The sequence below is a fragment of the Fulvimarina manganoxydans genome (assembly GCF_900176465.1).
Taxonomy (GTDB): domain Bacteria; phylum Pseudomonadota; class Alphaproteobacteria; order Rhizobiales; family Rhizobiaceae; genus Fulvimarina; species Fulvimarina manganoxydans.
The window spans coordinates 61,927-80,753 of the sequence record NZ_FWXR01000006.1; the positions used below are offsets into that span (position 1 = coordinate 61,927).

Consider the following 18,827-nt stretch of genomic DNA (forward strand, 5'->3'; position numbering starts at 1 on the left):
TCATCGATCGATGGGCATCATTCGCAGGCAAGATATACTTAGATGAGTTTATAATAACTTCAGATTATCGAGGCCATGCGCAGGTGATCATCGACGGCAAGGGTGACGGCGCATCGGCGCAGATGGGAGACGGATAGGGGAATGGTCAAATTGTATAACTGCCCTTCAGCGTCTTAATTGCGTTACCTCATCGGGTGTATTCCGGCTGTCGGCGGACTTTGCTAACGTCCCATATGTGCTTTTCGCGTTTCCCAAAGGGCGGTATATGCCTGCCGCTTCGCGCTGAGCAGTGCATGCCGCGCGAGGCAGGTCCGTCAGTAATGTACTGTATAGTGATAATATAAATCCTCAGACTTAAATAAAAAAGTTTATGAATTAACGGATTGTTAAATAGAATATTGACTCCTTCCCCGTAGAGTGTAAGACAAGCTCGACCTTAACAACTGGTTAGGCTTCTTCGTCATGGAAAACCTTGTCATTGCTCTCTATCAGCGTCTGATGCATCGCCAGCCATCCGAGACCGAGATCGCAGACGGCATATCGGCGCTTCTGAAAGGGGGGCAGGACGCTCTCCACGCGCAGCTCGCGGCTCTGCCTCAGGCTGTTCAGCTTCAGGCCATCACTGTCCCTGTGGTCGACCTCTTTCAGGGCAGCTTGCCGCAGATGTCTGCGCCGGATGTCGGTGACCACTCGTCCTGGTCGACCATCGTTCCGAGCAGCCAGGTGAAGATCGAAGCCTTCGTGTCGGACATCATCGATCTGAGCAAGTCTGCCTATGATCCGTCGGACGATGCCGGCGCCATCAAAGACAAAGTCGAGGAACTGATCGACCATATCGAGTCGCTCATTACCGATTATCTCGGCGGCGGCCGCAACTCTCCGACGGCCGAAGGCACGATCGAAGAGCAGACTGCGAAGGAGGACGAGCCTTTCTCCCTCGACGTCTCCGGCTATTTTGCAGATGCCGACGGCGACAAGTTGACCTACAGCGCCGAAAATCTTCCCGAGGGCCTGTCGATCGATCCGGAGACCGGAATTATCTCCGGCGAACTGCCTCAGGATCAGGAGACCAAGAATGTCTCGGTCATCGTTACGGCGTCCTCAGGTGTCGAGGGCGAGAGCGATGCGACGCAGACATTCGATCTTCATCTTATTGGGGTCAATGACGCACCGGTCCTGACGGGAGACTTGTCCGCACGCGTCGGCGAGGCGGGCAGCTATACCCTGACGACGGAAGATCTCGGCTATTGCGATCCGGACGATGCGGATTCGGCGATCACATTCATGGTGAGCGAAATTTTGCATGGCGCTGTGACAATCGACGGAGAGTCGGTCCAGAGCTTCACCTATGCTGATCTCGATGCCGGCAAAGTCAGCTTCGTCCAGGACGGCACGGAAGGGGATGAGGCGTCCTTCAAAGTGGCGGTCAAGGATGATGACGACGCGACCTCGGATCCTGAGACCTTCAAGCTCGACGTCACACAGCTCGACCTCTATTTTGGAGACACCCAGACTTCGAACAACACCGGAACGGTCATCGAGGAATTGAAAGGAACCAAAGATGGTACCACAGGCACCATCGTCGGGACGATGAAGGCTTCGGATGACGGGTCCTACAGCTACGAGATCGAAGGCTCCGACAAGTTCGATATCGAGAACGGCGTCCTGAAGGTGAAGGCAGGCGAGAGCCTCGATTACGAAACTCAAGATCGCTACGAGCTCACGATCAAGGCAACGGATAAGGCCGACAGCAGCCATGTCCTGACCGAAAATATCACCGTCAATGTCAAGGACATCGACATCAATCCGACGACAACTTCGCCGGATTTCGTCGTCAAAGTCACCGGCAAATTCAACGATCTGGATGGCGCGAGCTACCAGCGCCTGTTCGATTTTTCCAAGGGCGCTAATGGAGACAACAGCATCTGGCTTGGGCAGGACGGGAAGACCGGCGATTTGAAGATCGAGTTTACCGGCCCTGCAACGACGGGGTTTGGTTATGGTCAGACATCTGTCTGGCATCCGTCGGCCACGCTTCATTATGCAATCCACGAAGGGCAAGAGCAAAACTGGATTGCCGGTTTCCAGACCACCAGAGAGACCGTAATTTACTCCTTGAATCCTAAAACTTACAGTTTCGAAACCAAGACGGTTACAGAAGGTCAACTTTTCGTCTTCGAAGATAAGGATAATGACGGTAAGTATGACGCTTCGAAGGATGGCCAACTGGCTTTGAGCAACACCTTCCATTATGACCCTGTTGTTCGAGGGAGCGAGAAGGTCGGTGAGTCCAGCTACGACCAGGATAAGCCTCTGATCGGCGAAGTGTCCCATATGGAAGTCTTTGGCGCGGGTTACGACCTGGGTAGTGCTTTCCATCACTATTATGGCTTCTGATGAAGTCGTCCGGCATCCCACGATCTGTGGATGCTGGCGGATAGGGAAGCAGAGGCCTGATGACCCGGAGTGGGTAATGGGCGACTTGTGATAAAGACGGCTTCGGTCTGCGATCGGAGCCGTCTTTTTATTCGGTGCGCCCGGCCTGGGCGCAGTCCTTTGGGGAGAAGGTCCCGTCCGCGCCCATCATGGCGCGTGGCGTCAAGCGCGGCTGCGGGACGGCGACCGAGCTAGGAGCGGAGACCTGGAGGGGCGTTTGAGCCCGTCGCCGAACGAGAATGGACCGGAGCTGGCAAGTCATCGCAGGGTGCGACCCGTCTTGCGGCGAGCCTGACTCGGAGGACGTGCGGCCGACTGCGCTCCTGCTTGCGGCCTCCGCGACTTGTCTCTGCAGCCTTCGCCGCCCATCCGAAGACTTCCCCACACCGGAATTGTCCCGGGGATTGAGGCTCGAAATTCGATCCATCGGAAGCGCGATTGCCGTCTCACGGGAGACGAAAAATCCTTCATGGGCCAAACATCATCAATATTTACAGAAGATGATTCCCTCTGCGCTTCATGGGCAAAAAATACTCATAATGACTGATGGGCAGTCAGAATTACTTTGAGCTCGCGGGTTGCGGTCGGGTCGCATTCATCTTAGCGATGGCAGCTCGGGTGCGGTATCTCAAAGCGGAAAGCGCGTGTAGAATAACCATTTAAAAAAGAGATATGATACTTTTGCGGGGCTTTTAAGCCCTTATTCCGCTTATTCAGCAATGATCATGGTGTTCTATTGTGGGGCGGACAGGGAATTTACGCTTTTCTGCTTCATCGACCGAAAAATAATTTACTTAAACATATGCGCGGATATAGAAGTTAAATTGATAATATAGACTTCCAATCTAAAGCATAAATTGCGTCGATTAACGATTCCTTAAATAGAAGATTGACTCCTTGCGGGTCGAATGCAAAACAAGCACGATCTTAACAACTCGTTAGGCTTGTTTGTCATGGAAAACGTCGTCATTGCTCTCTATCAGCGGCTGCTGATCCGTGAGCCCTCCGAGGCGGAGATCGCGAGCGGCCTGTCGGTCCTCTCGGAAGGGGGCGAAAGCGCGCTCCAGGCCCAGCTCGCGGCCACGCCCGAGGCGATCGAAATCCAGACCGTCATTCTGCCGATCATCGGTCTCTATCAGGGCATTCTTTTGCGCACGCCGGAGCCCAGCGGCCTTTCCTTCTGGTCCGAGGCTATCGAGACCGGCACGCACAGCTTTACCGACCTCATTCGCACATTCGCCGAGACCCAAGAGGTCCAGGATCGGTTCCCGGAGCTCGGCGACACGGTCTCGAATGAGGAGCTGGTCAACCTGTTCTATGAAAACCTGCTCGGCCGCGTGCCGGATGCCGAGGGTTTTGCGTTCTGGCTGAATGTGCTGGAGAACGACAAGCTGACGATCCCGGATTTCGTCGCTTCTTTCCTCGGCTCCCAAGAGGCACAGGACCTCATCGGGGCCAATATCGTCGCTTATTATGCCGACCTGACCGATGACGGAATCGTTCAATTGGCCGACAATCGCGACTCCCTCTTGCCGAACGATCAAAGCGGAGACGATCCGGTCGTTGACGATGGCGGAGATGGTGACGTCACCGATGGTGATGCTGGCGGCGGCGGCGCTGGCGGCGGCGGCGGGGGTGGTGGCGGCGGTCCTGTCAATAACGCCCCGACACTTCAGGCGGTGACAGGCACGACCTACACGGACACGGCTTCCGACGATAGTTTTGATAACGCGTCCGGCAAACTGCAGGGTGCCGATTCGGATGCCAACACGACGCTGACCTATGGCATCACCGGCGGCACCACCGGCGGAAGCTATAAGCCCGGCGAGGTGATCTATGATGTGTCGAAGGCCGGCTCTTACGGCACGCTCTATGTGTCGAGCTCGACAGGGGCCTATCTCTTCGTCCCGGACGACCCGAAGATCGAGGCTCTGACCTCCGGCACGCAGACGGATGACTTCACCGTATCGGTCAGCGACGGCAGTGCAAGCGCCACGCAGACCTATAGGGTGACGGTCAATGGGGATAACGACAAGCCGGAGTTGACCTTGGGCTCATCGGCCCATGTGGTTGGCGAGGCAGGCAGCTATCGGCTGACGACCGATGATGATGATATTGCTTACACCGATCGGGACGATGCCGCTTCAGCGATCTCGTTCACGGTCAGCAATGCCGAGCACGGCTCCGTCTTCGTCGAGCGCATCGTCGAGGGCGAGAACACGCTCGTGAAGACCAGTTCCTTCACCTATGCTGAGCTCGATGGCGGTAAGGTCAGCTTCGTCCAGGACGGCTCGGAAGGGAATGGGGCGTCCTTCCAAGTGGCGGTCAAGGATGATGACGGCGCGACCTCGGATGCTCAGACTTTCAAGCTCGACGTCACGCAGCTCGACCTTTACTTCGGAGACGATAAGGCGCCGGACAATACCGGAACGGTCATCGAGGAATTGAAAGGAACCGAAGCTGGTACCACAGGCACCATCGTCGGGACGCTGAAGGCGTCGGGCGAGGTCGAGTACAGCTACGCCATCGAAGGCTCTGACGAGACCGAAACCGATGCTCTCAATGCCCTCTTCGAAATCAAGGGCGGTGTCCTCAAGCTGAAGGCCGACAAGAGCCTCGATCACGAATCTCAGAGCAGCTACGATCTCACGATCAAGGCGACGCCCACGGGTGAGAACAATAGCAGCCCCGTCTTGACGGAAAATGTCACCGTCAATGTCAAGGATATCGACATCAATCCGACGAGTTCGCCGGAATTCGTCGTCAAGATCACCGGCACCTATAACGATCTGGCTTCAGGAGATTGGCAGCGTCTGTTCGACTTCTCCGAAGGGGCCAACGGCCAAAACGGCATCTGGCTCGGGCAGGTCGGCAATAGCGATAGTTTGCGCTTTGAGTTCATAAATCCGGCGAGCGGAAATTCCAGCAGTCAGAGCGTTGAGAATTCGAATGGCGCGATCTCCGGGATGACCATCAATAAAGATGGGTATTCGAAAAACTATGTTGAGTTGACAGACGTAATTAAGGAGGACGTTGCTCAACACTGGATTGCTGGCTTCCATATCACCAACAGCGAAAGAAATCTGGGAAAGCTGTTTCTTTACGAAGATAAGAATGGAAATGGCGAATATGACAATAGCGATGGCATTGTCGCCTATGGTTATGAATTCACATATACGCCTGTCGCTCGGACACAAGAACGGATCGGGGATTCCAGCTTCGATAATGATTCAAGTCTGAATGGCGAGGTCTCGAATATTGAGGTTCTCCATAGCAGTGACATCAACTGGGGCGATATCCTCCCATAAGCATCCTGAGCAAATGGAGTAACCCGTCCGGTGCTCCATCATCTCAAGGGCACCGGGTAGGGACGAAACGCGGTTTGGCTGACGTCGCTGCAAAGCGCGTGGCTGGTGAAAAGAACGGCTCCGGTTTTCGACCGGGGCCGTTTTCGGATCTGCGGCCTGTCCGCTCCTCGTCCGCCGTCCCAATTGGATATGTCTCTGCGCCGAGCTTTCGGGCAGGCGGTCTCAGTCGGCCCCGCTGCCAACCGATCGCTCTGGCAGGCAGCCATAGTCGTTGATCAGGGCAGGGATTTCGGTCTCGGCGACGGGGCGGTTGAAGAGGTAGTCTTGGCCCTGATTGCAGCCGCGCTTCGAGATCTGGTCGAACTGTTTCGGAGGTGTCCAATTTTGCAGAGCCCCCAGAACCCCCTATAAATCAAACGGCGGGGGATTCTTCACGGGTGACATATTTGTTTTCGCGTTCCGCTCCGGCCGACCCGGTCTTTTCCTGCCGGATGCTCTATCATGGCGCCTGACGGGGACTGCCCCTTGTCGCCGAGGAACGAACAGACCCCTCTGGTCGATTCTCGTCCAACGACTTGCTGGAGCGCCGCTGGTTCCGCCCGCCCTTCGCAGGCGAGGCTTCCAAGCGGCGCTGATGTCAGATCAGCTTCAGCCCCCGCAGGCTGGCATGGCCGTGCCGGCCGATGATGATGTGGTCATGAAGGGCGATGCCGAGAGGTTTCGCAGTTTCCTGGATCGTCCGGGTCATGTCGATATCGGCGCGCGAGGGGGTGGGGTCGCCGGAGGGGTGGTTATGGACCAGGATCAGGGCGGTGGCGTTGAGTTCCAAGGCGCGTTTGACGACCTCGCGCGGATAGACGGGCGTGTGGTCGACCGTTCCGGTGCCCTGCACCTCGTCGGCGATGAGGGCGTTCTTCTTGTCCAAAAAGAGGATGCGGAATTGTTCGCGCGGTTCATGGGCCATTGCCGCCGTGATATAATCGAGAACGGCCGCCCAGGAGGAGAGAACCTCGCGTTTCCGGACCGCTTCGCGCATGGCCCGCCGGTTGATCGCCGCGACGATAGTCAGATCCAGCGCGACCGCGTCTTTCACGCCCGGCACTTCCATGAGGAGGCGACGCGGGGCGCCGAGCACCTCGTTCAATGAGCCGAAGCGGGCGATCAGCGCCTTGGCGATCGGCTTGACGTCGCGTCTCGGAATGGTGCGGAAAAGGATGAGTTCGAGAAGCTCGTAATCGGCAAGGGCGTCGGCGCCGGCCTCGCTGAAGCGCTCGCGCAGCCGGTCCCGATGGCCGTCATGATGGCGTGCTTCGCGCTTGGCCTCGCCCGCTGGCGGCCTTTCGCCCAAGCCCGAAAACGTTTCCGTCTCCGTGAAGCCGGGCTTTGTCCGCTCTTTCCCCTTGTCGGGACCGGCCGCCACGACGCGGCCCGTCAGGCGGCGACGTCGAGGGCAGGGACCTTGATCCCTGGCGTGTCCTGGCCGTTGCGCGAGAGGGTGAAGACCTCATAGCCCGTCTCGGTCACGGCGAGCGTGTGCTCATATTGCGCCGAAAGGCTTCGGTCGCGGGTGACCGCCGTCCATCCATCGGCGAGGATCTTCACATGGGGCCGGCCGATATTGATCATCGGCTCGATGGTGAAGATCATGCCGGGTTTGAGTTCCAGCCCTTCGCCATAGCTGCCGTAATGGAGAACGTTGGGCGCGTCATGGAACAGGCGCCCGACGCCATGGCCGCAGAAGTCGCGCACGACGGAGCAGCGCTCCGCTTCCGCATAGGTCTGGATCGCGGCGCCGATATCGCCTAGGCGGGCGCCGGGCTTCACAGCCTCGATGCCGAGAAGAAGAGCCCGGTAGGTCACTTCGCACAGACGCTCGGCCGCGCGCTTGATCTGACCCACCGGATACATGCGCGAGGAATCGCCGTGCCAACCGTCGACGACATAGGTCACGTCGATATTGACGATGTCGCCTTCCTTCAGCGGCTTGGTGTTGGGGATGCCGTGGCAGACCACATGGTTGATCGAGGTGCAGGTGCTCTTGGTGTAGCCGCGATAATGAAGCGTGGCCGGGGCCGCGCCCCGCTCGGCGCCGAAAGCCCAGACGAAATCGTCGATCTCCTGGGTCGTCACGCCCGGCTTGACGATTGCGGCAAGCGCGTCGAGACACTCGGCCGTCACGGCGCAGGCCTTGCGCATGCCCTCGAAGGCATCAGAGCCGTAAAGGCGGATCGTGCCGGTGTTGCGGACAGGATTTGCTTCGGCTTCGAGATAGGTCGTCATCAGGCGTCTGCCGGTTCTATCACGGGGATCATAACCCGCGGAATGATCTGAGAGAGGTTGATGTCGCACCGAACCGCATAGGCTTCAACCCCTCTCGCTCGCGCGGCGGCGAAGGCCTTGGCATAAGCCGGGTCCAGATCGTCGGCGAAGGATAAGCGCTCACAGTCGCCGCGCTGGACGATATAGAGCATGATGGCGCGCGCGCCGGCCTCCGCCTGATCGGCCAATTCCGCCAGATGCTTGGCGCCTCGGGCCGTCACGCAATCGGGAAATTCGGCCAAGCCGGGCTCGCGCATGAGATGGACGTTCTTCACCTCGATAAAGACGGGGCGTGTCTCCGCACCGTCGGCCTTTGGCTCTTGGCCGAGAAGGTCGATGCGCGAGGATTGGCCATATCTCACTTCGCGGCGCAGTGGGCCGAGCCCCGTCAAGGCCGGCACGAGACCCGCCTCGATCGCTTCGGCCGCGAGTGTGTTGGGCAGGTTCGTGTTGATCCCGACCAGCGTCCCATCGGCTTCCACGATCTCGAGGGTCAGCGGCAATTTTCGCTTGAGATTGGGCGAACGCGACAGCCAGACGCGAGAGCCGGGCGCCTTCAGCCCCATCATCGCGCCCGGATTGGGGCAATGGGCAGTGGTCTCCTTGCCGGTTTCATCGAGGACCACATCGGCGAGGAAGCGCTTGTAGCGACGCAAAAGCCGGGCAGGAAGGAGAGGGGTGGGGAAGTTGGGCATATCGTGGGCATAGCCCAATGGGTGCCCGGATGGAATTTGCGCATGGCTCGGGGAGCGAGCGTCGAAGGTTCCGCCGTCAGAGATATGACGAAGATTTCGTGGGCTGGGCGTTACGATCACAAAACTGGCAACGCCTTGATCCTGTGGGAACTTGTGCCCCGATACGCAATTGTTCGCGCACGCATATCGGACAGCGCCGTAAAAAGGTTCTCCGCCGGATCCGTTCCAGGTGGGAGACGTCTTCGTGCGGCCAATTGGGAGTGAATCCATGACTTCGAAGCTGACCAGCGCGCTGGCGCTCGCTTTGTCCCTTGGACTGGCCGCGCCGGCTTACGCCCAGAGCATCGAGATCGGTCGGGATGGCATCCGCCTGGTGCCGAACCAAGATGTTCGCGAGGAGCGGATCGATCGGCGTGACGAAAGGGCGATACGGGCGGACGGCCTCAGCGAACGGGAAGCCGTGCGCATCGCCCGTAGCCAAGGCGTTCGTGAGGTCGATGCCATCACGAAGACGCGCCGGGCCTATCGCATCGCCGGCATCGACCGTCGGGGCGACGATATTCGCGTCGATATCGATCGGCGCAGCGGCGAGGTGCTCTCAGTGCGCTGATCTCGGCGGCTATCTCGCGGCCCATGATCGGGGCACTGCGTGACAGGGGTGAGACCCCCTCATCACGATCAAAGAGGGAGGTCTTTGAAGGTCGGTCCGCGAGGGCTCGGCCTCCTCTCTGTTTGACTTATTGATCTTGGCCGACTCGCTCGCGGCATCCTCCTGCGGTGTTGTTGAAGTGTAATCGTGACAATATTCTCGCCGTGCTTTCCTCGTGTCGTCGGCGTCCGATTTTTCAAACAGGTTCAATGGATTGACGGCTGTCGAGGCGGCGCTGCGATCGCCTGCGCGCCGTCTTGGAAGCATGGCCTCGCTTGACGCTAGGAAGACCCGCGCCTATAGCACCTTCTGACGAAAGTCTGGGCGGCCGAAGGCCTCGCCCTTATCCGCCCTATCCGCAACCCGACTGACAAGAAGACGGCCCGTGTGTCTCCCGCCTGGAAGACGCTGCGAGAGCTGATCGATCGAACGGAGAAAAGAATGTTCGCAGTCATTAAGACCGGTGGCAAGCAGTATCGCGTGGCCGCCGACGACGTGCTCCTGGTGGAGCGCCTTCCCGGTGAGGCAGGCGACACGGTCACCCTCGAAGAGGTGTTGATGGTCGGCTCCAAGATCGGCGCGCCTTTCGTGAGCGGCGCCTCGGTCAAGCTGGAGATCGTCGAGCAGACCCGCGGCAAGAAGGTGATTTCTTTCAAGAAGCGCCGTCGCCAGAACTCCAAGCGCACGCGCGGCCATCGTCAGGACCTGACGAAGATCCGCGTCGCCGAGATCGCCGGCGCCTAAAGGACGAAGAGCCTTCTCGAGGCCGCCCAAAAAACGGGTGGTTCGCGAGACATCGATGGACGAGAAGGGGCCTTGAGAGCCCCGCGCCTGAAAGGGCAAGGAGAGTTTCGAAATGGCACATAAGAAGGCAGGCGGTTCTTCGCGCAACGGTCGCGATTCCGAGTCCAAGCGCCTCGGCGTGAAGAAGTTCGGCGGCGAAGCCGTCATTCCCGGCAATATCATCATCCGTCAGCGCGGCACGCGCTGGCATCCCGGTGTCAATGTCGGCATCGGCAAGGATCATACGCTCTTCGCGCTTTCGGAAGGCAAAGTGACCTTCCAGAAAAAAGCGAACAAGCGGACCTATGTTTCCGTGATGCCAGCAGCAGAAGCCGCCGAGTGAACCGGTGCCTTCGTAGCGCCGGCGTCCCACCGACCCGGCGCTCGAAGGATCAAGGTCGCAAGGCGACTCTCCGATGAGCGGACTTGCAGGGGAGATGGGGCAGCCATCTCCCCTGTGTTCGTTTGTCCTGGAGGGTTTGGACATGACCGAGGACCTGACTGCCGATGATGTCGACGAGTCGTTAGACACGCGGCGTTTGCGACTGAGACCGTTGAGACAGGGGGACGCTCCGGCGATTGCAGCCTATCTCGCCGATTACGACGTCGCCAAGATGCTCACCCGCGTCCCGTATCCCTATACGCTCGACGATGCGCGGGCATTTATCGAGCGTCGCGACGATGAGCGAATCTTTGCGATCGTCCTCAAAGGCTCGGATGCCGTCATCGGAATTGCTGGTCTGAAGGCCATTGGTCCAAAGCGTGCCGATCTTGGATACTGGCTCGGCCGGCCCCATTGGGGGCATGGCTATGCCACGGAAGCCGCCCAGCGGATGATCGACTACGGCTTCGAGACGCTGAAGCTCGCTCGGATCGATGCCGATTGCCGGGTGGTCAACGAGGCCTCGCGCCGCGTCCTGCGCAAATGCGGTTTTCCCTTTTGCGGGCCGGGCATGTTGCAGACGCTCGCCTCGGGCCGGGTCGCCAGCGAGCATTACGCGATGGATCGACGCTGTTGGGAAGCCATCCGCGCCTGGGGGCGGCCGTGAGGGATCGTGTGACGCGGCGCGCGCTTCTCTTTGGGAGCGGCGCGCTGGCTCTGACGCTTATCGCCGGCTGTGAGCGCGGCCGGTTCGACGCCGAGCCGACAGAGTCTTTGCCGATCGGGGGCCGAGACGAAACACTTCTGTCCTTCTTCGATGGAACGACGTTGTCTCGTGGCCGTCTCGATCAGATCGCCTCGGACCCTGAATCCTTCACGGCGCGACTGACCGGAACCTATCGCAACGCGAGGCTCAAGCTGCGCGAGGCCTTCCGCTTTTCCGATGGCCAGCCGCTGCAGATCTGGGACCTCTCGGCAGACCGCAAGGGCACGATCTCCGGAACGGTGTCGACCCAGGCGGAGGACGGAGTCATGTCGCAAGCCTTTCCGGTCTCCGGCTGGGCGACCCAAGACCGGCTCGTTCTCGATTATGACGGGATCGCGCCGGGAGGCGGGGCCACGCGTCTTCATTTCCACCATTCCATGACGCGCCAAGGCGATGGAACCGTCGAGAACCGTGTGACGATCTCGAAATTCTATCATCCTCTGGCGACCTCGACGGTGACCTTCTTCAAGCCGAAATAAGGCATGAGCAGCCACCCATTTCGTCTCCTCCGTTTTCAAGCGATGCTGGGACGGATAGAGAGGGCTCAAAGCAAGCCCGCCGCCGAGCCAAAGACGAAAGACGAAAACCGATGAAATTCCTCGACCAGGCCAAGGTCTATATCCGATCGGGCGATGGCGGTGCCGGCAGCGTCTCCTTCCGCCGCGAGAAATATATCGAATTCGGCGGGCCGGATGGCGGCGACGGGGGACGCGGCGGCGATGTCTGGGTGGAGGCGGTCGCCGGCCTCAACACCCTGATCGACTACCGCTATCAGCAGCATTTCAAGGCCAAGACCGGCGGCCACGGCATGGGCCGCAACCGCCATGGCGCCAATGGCGCAGACGTGACGTTGAAAGTGCCTGCCGGCACGCAAGTCTATGCCGAGGACAACGAGACGCTGATCTGCGATTTGAAAGCGATCGGCGACCGCCACAAGATCGCCGCCGGCGGCAATGGCGGTTTCGGCAACGCCCATTTCAAATCCTCGGTCAATCAGGCGCCGCGCCGCGCCAATCCCGGTCTTGAAGGCGCCGAGCTGACCCTGTGGCTGCGATTGAAACTGATCGCCGATGCCGGTCTCGTCGGCCTGCCCAATGCCGGCAAATCGACCTTCCTGGCGACGGTCACCCGGGCGCGGCCGAAGATCGCCGACTATCCCTTCACGACCCTGCATCCCGGCCTTGGCGTCGCCAAGATCGACGAGGCCGAATTCGTCATCGCCGATATTCCGGGCCTCATCGAGGGCGCCCATGAGGGCGTTGGCATCGGCGATCGGTTCCTGGGCCATGTGGAGCGCACCAGCGTGCTTCTCCATCTCGTCTCGGCGGTCGAGGAAGACGTCGCCAAAGCCTATCGCACCGTGCGCGGCGAGCTCGACGCCTATGGCCACGGCCTGATCGACAAGCCGGAGATCGTGGCGCTCAGCCAGATCGACACGGCCGATGAGGAAGCGCGGGCGGACAAGCGCGCGGCACTCGAAGAAGCCTGCGGCCATGAGATCATGGAGCTCTCCGCCGTCAGCCGCGAGGGTTTGGAGGACGTGCTTCGCGCCCTTCGTCAGGAGATCGCGCATCTGGCGCCCGTTCCCGACGCCGAGGAAGATGACCGTCGCTACGATCCGCTCGACAAGGGCGAGGATGACGACGAGGACGGCGAGGTCTCCGAGCGCGAGGGAAGGGCGTGAGCTTCGATCTCTCCCCCTATAAGCGCATCACCATCAAGATCGGTTCGGCCCTTCTGGTCGACCGCCAAAAGGGGATGCGCCGGGTCTGGCTGGAGGCATTGTGCGAGGACGTCGCGCGGCTGACATCGCGCGGGCATGAGGTTCTGATCGTCTCGTCCGGGGCCATCGCCCTTGGCCGGACGGTGCTGAAACTGCCCCAGGGCCCTTTGAAGCTCGAAGAAAGCCAAGCGGCGGCGGCCGTCGGCCAGATCGCCCTCTCGCGCACCTATTCGGAAATGCTGAGCCGACATGGCGTCGAGACCGGCCAGATCCTTCTGACGCTCAACGACACCGAGCATCGCCGCAGCTATCTGAATGCGCGGGCGACGATCTCGACCCTGCTCGGCTTCGGCGCCGTGCCGGTGATAAACGAGAACGATACGGTGGCGACGAGCGAGATCCGCTATGGTGACAATGATCGCCTCGCCGCCCGCGTCGCGACCATGCTCGATGCCGATCTCCTGATCCTTCTCTCGGATGTCGACGGGCTCTATACGGCTCCGCCCGCTCAGGACCCTGGCGCCGAACATATCCCGATCGTCGAGCGCATCACGCCAGCGATCGAGGCGATGGCGGGGTCGGCTGGCTCCGAACTCTCGCGCGGCGGCATGAAGACGAAAGTGGATGCCGCCAAGATCGCGACATCCTCCGGCACCGACATGATCATCACGCTCGGCAGCCGCCTCTATCCGCTCTCCGCGATCGAGGCCGGCGAGAGGCTGACCCATTTCACAGCGAGCGGCAATCCGGTGACGGCGCGCAAGCGCTGGATCGCCGGCCATTTGAACACATCCGGCGCGCTTACCGTCGATGTCGGCGCCATTCGCGCCTTGAGTGCCGGCAAGAGCCTGCTTCCGGCCGGCGTGCGCAAGGTGAAGGGCGAGTTCCGGCGCGGCGATACGGTCTCGATCATGGACGAAACCGGGCGGGAAATCGCTTGCGGCCTCGTCGCCTATGACGCGGAGGAGGCGCGCCGCATCGCCGGCTTGCGCTCTGACGCCATCGAGGGCGCCTTGGGTTACGAGGGTCGGCGGGCCATGATACATCGCGACGATATGGTCGTCGGCCCAAGCGCAGAGACGAGCACTGACAACGGCGAAGACAAGCGGACGAGCGAAGCCGCAAGCTGAAGACGGACAGGGACGAGACGAATGTTGGACATGGTGGCGGCCACAAGCAGCGAAGCTTCGATCGAACATCTTATGGCCGAGATGGGCAAACGCGCCCGCGAGGCCGCGCGCATTCTCGCAACGGTCCCAGCTGAGACGAAGGATATCGCCCTTCACAAGATGGCCGATGCGATCCTCGCCTCGATCGACACGATCCTTGCCGAGAACGCGGCCGATGTGGCGCGAGCCCAGGAGGCCGGCATGGCCGCCTCCTTCATCGACCGGCTGACGCTCAATCCGGCCCGTATCATCGCCATGGCCGAAGGCGTGCGCGCGATCGCCGACCTCGCCGATCCGGTCGGCTCCGTCATCGCCGCCTGGGAGCGGCCGAACGGGCTGAAGATCGAGCGGGTCCGCACCCCGCTCGGCGTCATCGGCGTCATCTATGAGAGCCGGCCGAACGTCACCGCCGATGCCGGCGTCTTGTGCCTGAAAGCCGGCAATGCGGTCATCCTGCGCGGCGGTTCGGATTCGGCGCGCTCCTCGGCCGCGATCCATGCCGCCTTGCGCGCAGGGCTGGCGGAAGCGGGTCTGCCGGAAGCGGCGATCCAGATCGTGCCCTCCACCGACCGGGCGGCCGTCGGCGAGATGCTGAAAGGTCTCTCCGGCAATCTCGACGTCATCGTGCCGCGCGGTGGCAAGAGCCTCGTCGCCCGTGTCCAGGACGAGGCGCGCGTGCCGGTCTTTGCCCATCTCGAAGGCCTCTGCCACGTCTATGTGGACGGCTCGGCCGATCTGGATATGGCGGTGAAGGTCGTGCTCAACTCCAAGATGCGCCGCACTGGCATCTGCGGCGCGGCCGAGACGCTCCTCGTCGATCGGAAGGTGGCCTCCACCCATCTTGCCTCGATCCTTCAGGCCCTTTCCGAGAAGGGCTGCGAAATCCGCGCGACCGAGGAGGTTCGCAGCTTCGTTCCCGAAGCCGGCCGGGCAAGCGCTGAGGACTTCGTCACCGAATATCTCGACGCGATCATCTCCGTCGCGCTGGTCGACGGAGTGGAAGGCGCTGTCGAGCATATCGAGGCCCATTCCTCCCACCACACCGAGGCGATCATCGCCGAAGATGCCTCGGCGGTGGCGACCTTCATGAACGGCATCGATTCCGCCATTCTCCTCCACAACGCCTCGACTCAGTTCGCCGATGGCGGCGAATTCGGCATGGGCGGGGAGATCGGCATCGCCACCGGCAAGATGCATGCGCGCGGGCCGGTCGGCGTCGAGCAGTTGACGAGCTTCAACTACCGCGTCCACGGCACCGGTCAGACGCGCCCGTGAGGGGTGATGTGAACGATCTGATCGGCGAGGGGAGCGGCGTCGGGTTCAGCGCTTCATCGGCGGATAAGCCGTCTTCGGCGCTTTCCACTGAGGCGCTGCGTCTGCCCACCGCCGGTCGGGGCCAAGCGATCGGTCTGTTCGGCGGCTCGTTCAATCCACCCCATGAGGGGCATCTCCTCGTTGCCGAGACCGCTCGAAAGCGCCTGAAGCTCGATGCCGTCTGGTGGCTGGTGACGCCCGGCAATCCGCTGAAGGATCATGGCGCGCTGCGTCCGCTGCCCGAACGCCTCGCCGCCGTTCGTGAGCTGGCAAAAGCGCGCCATCACCGTCCGACCGCGCTCGAAGCCGCCTGGCGCATCCGTTACACCGCCGATACGATCCGGCTTCTCGTCGCACGTCGTCCCGATCTTGCCTTCGTCTGGATCATGGGGGCCGACAGCCTGACGAGCTTCCATCGCTGGCAGGATTGGCGGGCCATTGCCGACGCCGTCCCCATCGCGATCGTCGACCGGCCCGGCGCGACCCTTGGCGCGCTCCATGCCAAGGCCGCCCAGGCGCTGGGGGCTTACCGCCTACCCGAACGCGACGCCGCGTCCCTGCCGCGCCGCTCTCCACCCGCCTGGGTCTTTCTCCACGGGCCGCGCCGGGCGATCTCCTCGACGGCGCTGAGGGGCGGCTAACGTGCCCGAAGCGACGTTAACTGTCTATAAACCATAAAATACGAAGACTTCGATCCGTCAGCTTAACACCACCTTCGCCATTCTTTCACCGGATTCGGTTGGAAAAGCAGAAGGCGAGGGGTTCATGCGGCAGTGCAGCAGGCGATTTCGGGCTGTCCGACGTCTGGCCGGTTCGGACGATGACCGTTTCGGCCGGATATCGAGCGACGAGCCACGTCGCCGGCCATGAAAACCCGACGATCGAGGGGTTTGTATTTAGGATGGGCGAAGGCGTCGTCACGGAGTCTCTGGCCTCAGCCGGGACCATATCGCTTTGGGAGTTGTTCTGGCAGGCGGGCTTCATCGTCAAGCTCGTCATGATCGGCCTTGTGGTCGCATCGGTCTGGACCTGGGCGATCATTATCGACAAGAGCCTGCGCTATGGCCGGGTGCGGCGCCAGCTGAACAATTTCGAAAGCCATTTCTGGTCCGGCCAGTCGCTCGAAGAGCTCTATCAGACCTTGTCGGAGCGCAAGCCGACGGGCATGGGCGCGCTCTTCGTCGCGGCGATGCGCGAGTGGAAGAAGAGCTTCGAGAAGGGCGCGCGATCGCCGATCGGCCTGCAGGCGCGGATCGAGAAGGCGATGGACGTGACTCTTGCCCGCGAGATGGACGAGCTGGAATCGCGGCTCGGCTTCCTGGCGACCATCGGTTCCGCCGCGCCCTTTGTTGGGCTGTTCGGCACCGTCATCGGCATCATGACCTCGTTCCAGGCGATCGCCGGGTCCCAGCAGACGAGCCTTGCGGTCGTCGCACCTGGTATCGCCGAGGCACTTCTGGCGACCGCCATCGGTCTCGTCGCCGCGATCCCGGCCGTCATCGCCTATAACAAGCTCTCAGCCGATGCCGGCAAGATCGGGCTGCGGCTCGAATCCTTCGCCGACGAATTCTCCGCCATCCTGTCGCGTCAGATCGACGAGAAGATGAGCGCGCGCTGAGGCCTTGGAGCCCGGCCGCAGGCACAGCAGATCGGAAAGGTCTTAGCCGATGGGCATGTCCGTCGCAGGAGGGGGAGGGGGTGGCTCGCGCCGCAGACGGCGCGGACGCCGCCGCCAGCCCATGAGCGAAATTAACGTGACGCCGATGGTCGACGTCATGCTGGTTCTGCTCATCATCTTCATGGTCGCAGCCCCCATGCTCACCGTCGGTGTGCCGATCAAGCTGCCGGAGACGCAAGCGCGGGCGATCAACTCGGAGAGCCAGCCGATCACCATTTCGGTGGATCAGGCCGGCGCGGTCTTTCTCAATGACACCGAGATCGCTGTCGAGGAGGTCGTGCCGAAGCTGCAGGCGATCGCCAAGGCCGGCTATCAGGAGCGCATCTTCGTGCGCGGCGACCGCTCGGCCGATTACGGCACCGTCATGAAGGTGATGGCGCGCATTTCGGCCGCCGGTTTCAAGAATATCGGTCTCGTGACCGACCAAGAACGCAACGCTTAAGGACTGGATCAAAAGGTCTCATGAAGACCGGCCTCGTCGTCTCATCGATCGCACATGTGGTGCTTCTGTCCTGGGGGTTGTGGTCCCTGGCGGGACCCGAACCCATGTCTGCGATCGACAACAGCCTGCCGGTCGATCTCGTGCCCATCGAGGAGTTCTCCCAGAGCGTTGCGGGCGCCGAGGATGCGCCGATGGACGAGACCTTCAATCCGGAGCCGACTGAGGAGGCACCGCAGCCCGATCAGACGGCGGAAAACGCCGGTGCGAACGAGGTCGATCTCGACGCTCTGCCGACGCCCCGCTCGGCCCCCCGCGAAACGGTTCAGACGGCCGCCGCTTCCGCGCCGCCGGAGCCTGTCGCGCCGCCGACGCCCGAAGCCGTGCCCGAGCCGACGCCGCAGCCTGAACCTGAACCGGTGGCAGAGCCCGAGCCCGAGCCCACCCCGGAGCCTGCGCCAGAAGTTGCGGAAACCGAGCCTGAGCCGACGCCCGATCCGGTGACGGAAGCGATCGCCGAGGCCGAACCGGATCCGACACCGCCGGTGCCGCGCAATGTGCCGGTCCCGAAGATCAAGCCGAAGCCGCCCGAGCCGGTGCGTGTTGCCGAAGCGCGGCCTGAGCCCGAGCCGAAGCCGCAGACGCGCGAGAAGCCCGAAAAGCCGCGCGAGACCGAGGCGCAGGCGCCGGACAAGAGCGATTTCGACGCCGACAAGATCGCCGCGCTTCTCAATCGCGAGAAGTCGTCGGGCGGTGGCGCGCGGCGCTCCGACAAGCCGGCGAGCCTCGGTGGGCGCGAGACGACGGGCGCGCGGCTTGCCCAGAGCGAGATCGACGCCCTTCGCAAGGCGACGAAGGAATGCTGGTACGAGCCGTCGGGCTCCTTCGGCGCCGAGGGCATCGTCATCGAGGTCTCCTTCGAATTGGAGCCGGATGGCTCGCTCCGTTCGAGGCCGCGGGTGACCGCGACGGGCGGCGATGCCGCAACACGGCGCGCCTATGAATCGAGCGCCTCGCGCGCGGTTCAAATTTGCGCCCAACAGGGACGCTATCGGCTGTCCGCACAATCCTATGATGCCTGGTCGGAACTCACCTTCAATTTCCGGCCCGGCGAGGCTTATTGAACACTCGCCTCAGGGGAGGCGGGATCACAGACCCAAGGGACA

17 protein-coding genes and 1 pseudogene are annotated in these 18,827 nt (G+C 61.5%); 14 read left to right on the forward strand and 4 right to left on the reverse strand.

Features of this window, described 5'->3' with window-relative positions:
* Positions 1 to 447: 447 nt before the first annotated feature.
* Positions 448 to 834 carry a hypothetical protein gene (locus B9A15_RS22910; RefSeq protein WP_170923217.1) on the reverse strand — a complete coding sequence of 129 codons (387 nt, stop codon included), beginning with the start codon at positions 832 to 834 and terminating at the stop codon, positions 448 to 450.
* Here B9A15_RS22910 and B9A15_RS09055 point away from each other — a divergent pair.
* Positions 742 to 2,397, forward strand: a complete 1,656-nt coding sequence (locus tag B9A15_RS09055; RefSeq protein ID WP_244556873.1) for a putative Ig domain-containing protein — start codon at positions 742 to 744, stop codon at positions 2,395 to 2,397. The two genes, B9A15_RS22910 and B9A15_RS09055, sit on opposite strands and share 93 nt — an antisense overlap.
* Positions 2,398 to 3,389: 992 nt before the next feature.
* Positions 3,390 to 5,744 (forward strand): DUF4214 domain-containing protein, encoded by a 2,355-nt coding sequence (locus B9A15_RS09060; protein ID WP_170923219.1) that lies wholly within the window; start codon positions 3,390 to 3,392, stop codon positions 5,742 to 5,744.
* A gap of 637 nt (positions 5,745 to 6,381) precedes the next feature.
* Here the strand turns inward: B9A15_RS09060 and radC are convergent.
* The 3 genes from radC to sfsA all read right to left on the reverse strand — a co-directional run bounded on the left by radC (position 6,382) and on the right by sfsA (position 8,758).
* On the reverse strand, positions 6,382 to 7,092 hold the full coding sequence (radC, locus tag B9A15_RS09065; protein ID WP_244556868.1) for a RadC family protein: 711 nt from the start codon (positions 7,090 to 7,092) through the stop codon (positions 6,382 to 6,384).
* A gap of 83 nt (positions 7,093 to 7,175) precedes the next feature.
* A complete protein-coding gene (gene map, locus B9A15_RS09070) occupies positions 7,176 to 8,024 on the reverse strand; it encodes a type I methionyl aminopeptidase (RefSeq protein ID WP_084409735.1) in 849 nt (282 codons plus the stop codon).
* Positions 8,024 to 8,758 (reverse strand): DNA/RNA nuclease SfsA, encoded by a 735-nt coding sequence (gene sfsA / locus B9A15_RS09075; RefSeq protein ID WP_084409827.1) that lies wholly within the window; start codon positions 8,756 to 8,758, stop codon positions 8,024 to 8,026. Before sfsA ends, map begins: the two co-directional genes overlap by 1 nt.
* 268 nt (positions 8,759 to 9,026) lie before the next feature.
* Between sfsA and B9A15_RS09080 the strand changes: the two genes are divergently transcribed.
* The 12 genes and pseudogenes from B9A15_RS09080 to B9A15_RS09135 all read left to right on the forward strand — a co-directional run bounded on the left by B9A15_RS09080 (position 9,027) and on the right by B9A15_RS09135 (position 18,785).
* A complete protein-coding gene (locus B9A15_RS09080; RefSeq protein WP_084409736.1) occupies positions 9,027 to 9,368 on the forward strand; it encodes a PepSY domain-containing protein in 342 nt (113 codons plus the stop codon).
* A 480-nt stretch (positions 9,369 to 9,848) separates the two neighbouring features.
* Positions 9,849 to 10,139: pseudogene (rplU, locus tag B9A15_RS09085) on the forward strand (50S ribosomal protein L21); the annotation flags it as partial.
* Between the two features lie 124 nt (positions 10,140 to 10,263).
* On the forward strand, positions 10,264 to 10,533 hold the full coding sequence (gene rpmA, locus B9A15_RS09090; protein ID WP_084409738.1) for a 50S ribosomal protein L27: 270 nt from the start codon (positions 10,264 to 10,266) through the stop codon (positions 10,531 to 10,533).
* Positions 10,534 to 10,675: 142 nt separating this feature from the next.
* Positions 10,676 to 11,239, forward strand: a complete 564-nt coding sequence (locus tag B9A15_RS09095; protein ID WP_084409739.1) for a GNAT family N-acetyltransferase — start codon at positions 10,676 to 10,678, stop codon at positions 11,237 to 11,239.
* Positions 11,240 to 11,247: 8 nt separating this feature from the next.
* Positions 11,248 to 11,817, forward strand: a complete 570-nt coding sequence (locus B9A15_RS09100; protein WP_170923220.1) for a DUF3833 family protein — start codon at positions 11,248 to 11,250, stop codon at positions 11,815 to 11,817.
* Positions 11,818 to 11,927: 110 nt separating this feature from the next.
* On the forward strand, positions 11,928 to 13,022 hold the full coding sequence (obgE, locus tag B9A15_RS09105; RefSeq protein WP_084409741.1) for a GTPase ObgE: 1,095 nt from the start codon (positions 11,928 to 11,930) through the stop codon (positions 13,020 to 13,022).
* Entirely contained in the window at positions 13,019 to 14,191 is a 1,173-nt protein-coding gene (gene proB / locus B9A15_RS09110; RefSeq protein WP_084409742.1) for a glutamate 5-kinase, read from the forward strand. The genes obgE and proB overlap by 4 nt, the downstream gene beginning before the upstream one ends.
* Positions 14,192 to 14,221: 30 nt before the next feature.
* Entirely contained in the window at positions 14,222 to 15,505 is a 1,284-nt protein-coding gene (locus B9A15_RS09115) for a glutamate-5-semialdehyde dehydrogenase (protein ID WP_244556874.1), read from the forward strand.
* A gap of 8 nt (positions 15,506 to 15,513) precedes the next feature.
* Positions 15,514 to 16,185 (forward strand): nicotinate-nucleotide adenylyltransferase, encoded by a 672-nt coding sequence (locus tag B9A15_RS09120; protein WP_342170299.1) that lies wholly within the window; start codon positions 15,514 to 15,516, stop codon positions 16,183 to 16,185.
* 260 nt (positions 16,186 to 16,445) lie between these two features.
* Positions 16,446 to 17,162 (forward strand): protein TolQ, encoded by a 717-nt coding sequence (tolQ, locus tag B9A15_RS09125; RefSeq protein ID WP_084409744.1) that lies wholly within the window; start codon positions 16,446 to 16,448, stop codon positions 17,160 to 17,162.
* Positions 17,163 to 17,211: 49 nt separating this feature from the next.
* Positions 17,212 to 17,664, forward strand: coding sequence for a protein TolR (gene tolR, locus B9A15_RS09130; RefSeq protein WP_084409745.1), 453 nt, complete (start codon positions 17,212 to 17,214; stop codon positions 17,662 to 17,664).
* A gap of 20 nt (positions 17,665 to 17,684) precedes the next feature.
* Complete coding sequence (locus tag B9A15_RS09135) at positions 17,685 to 18,785, forward strand: hypothetical protein (protein WP_084409746.1); 1,101 nt, start codon at positions 17,685 to 17,687, stop codon at positions 18,783 to 18,785.
* Positions 18,786 to 18,827: the final 42 nt, after the last annotated feature.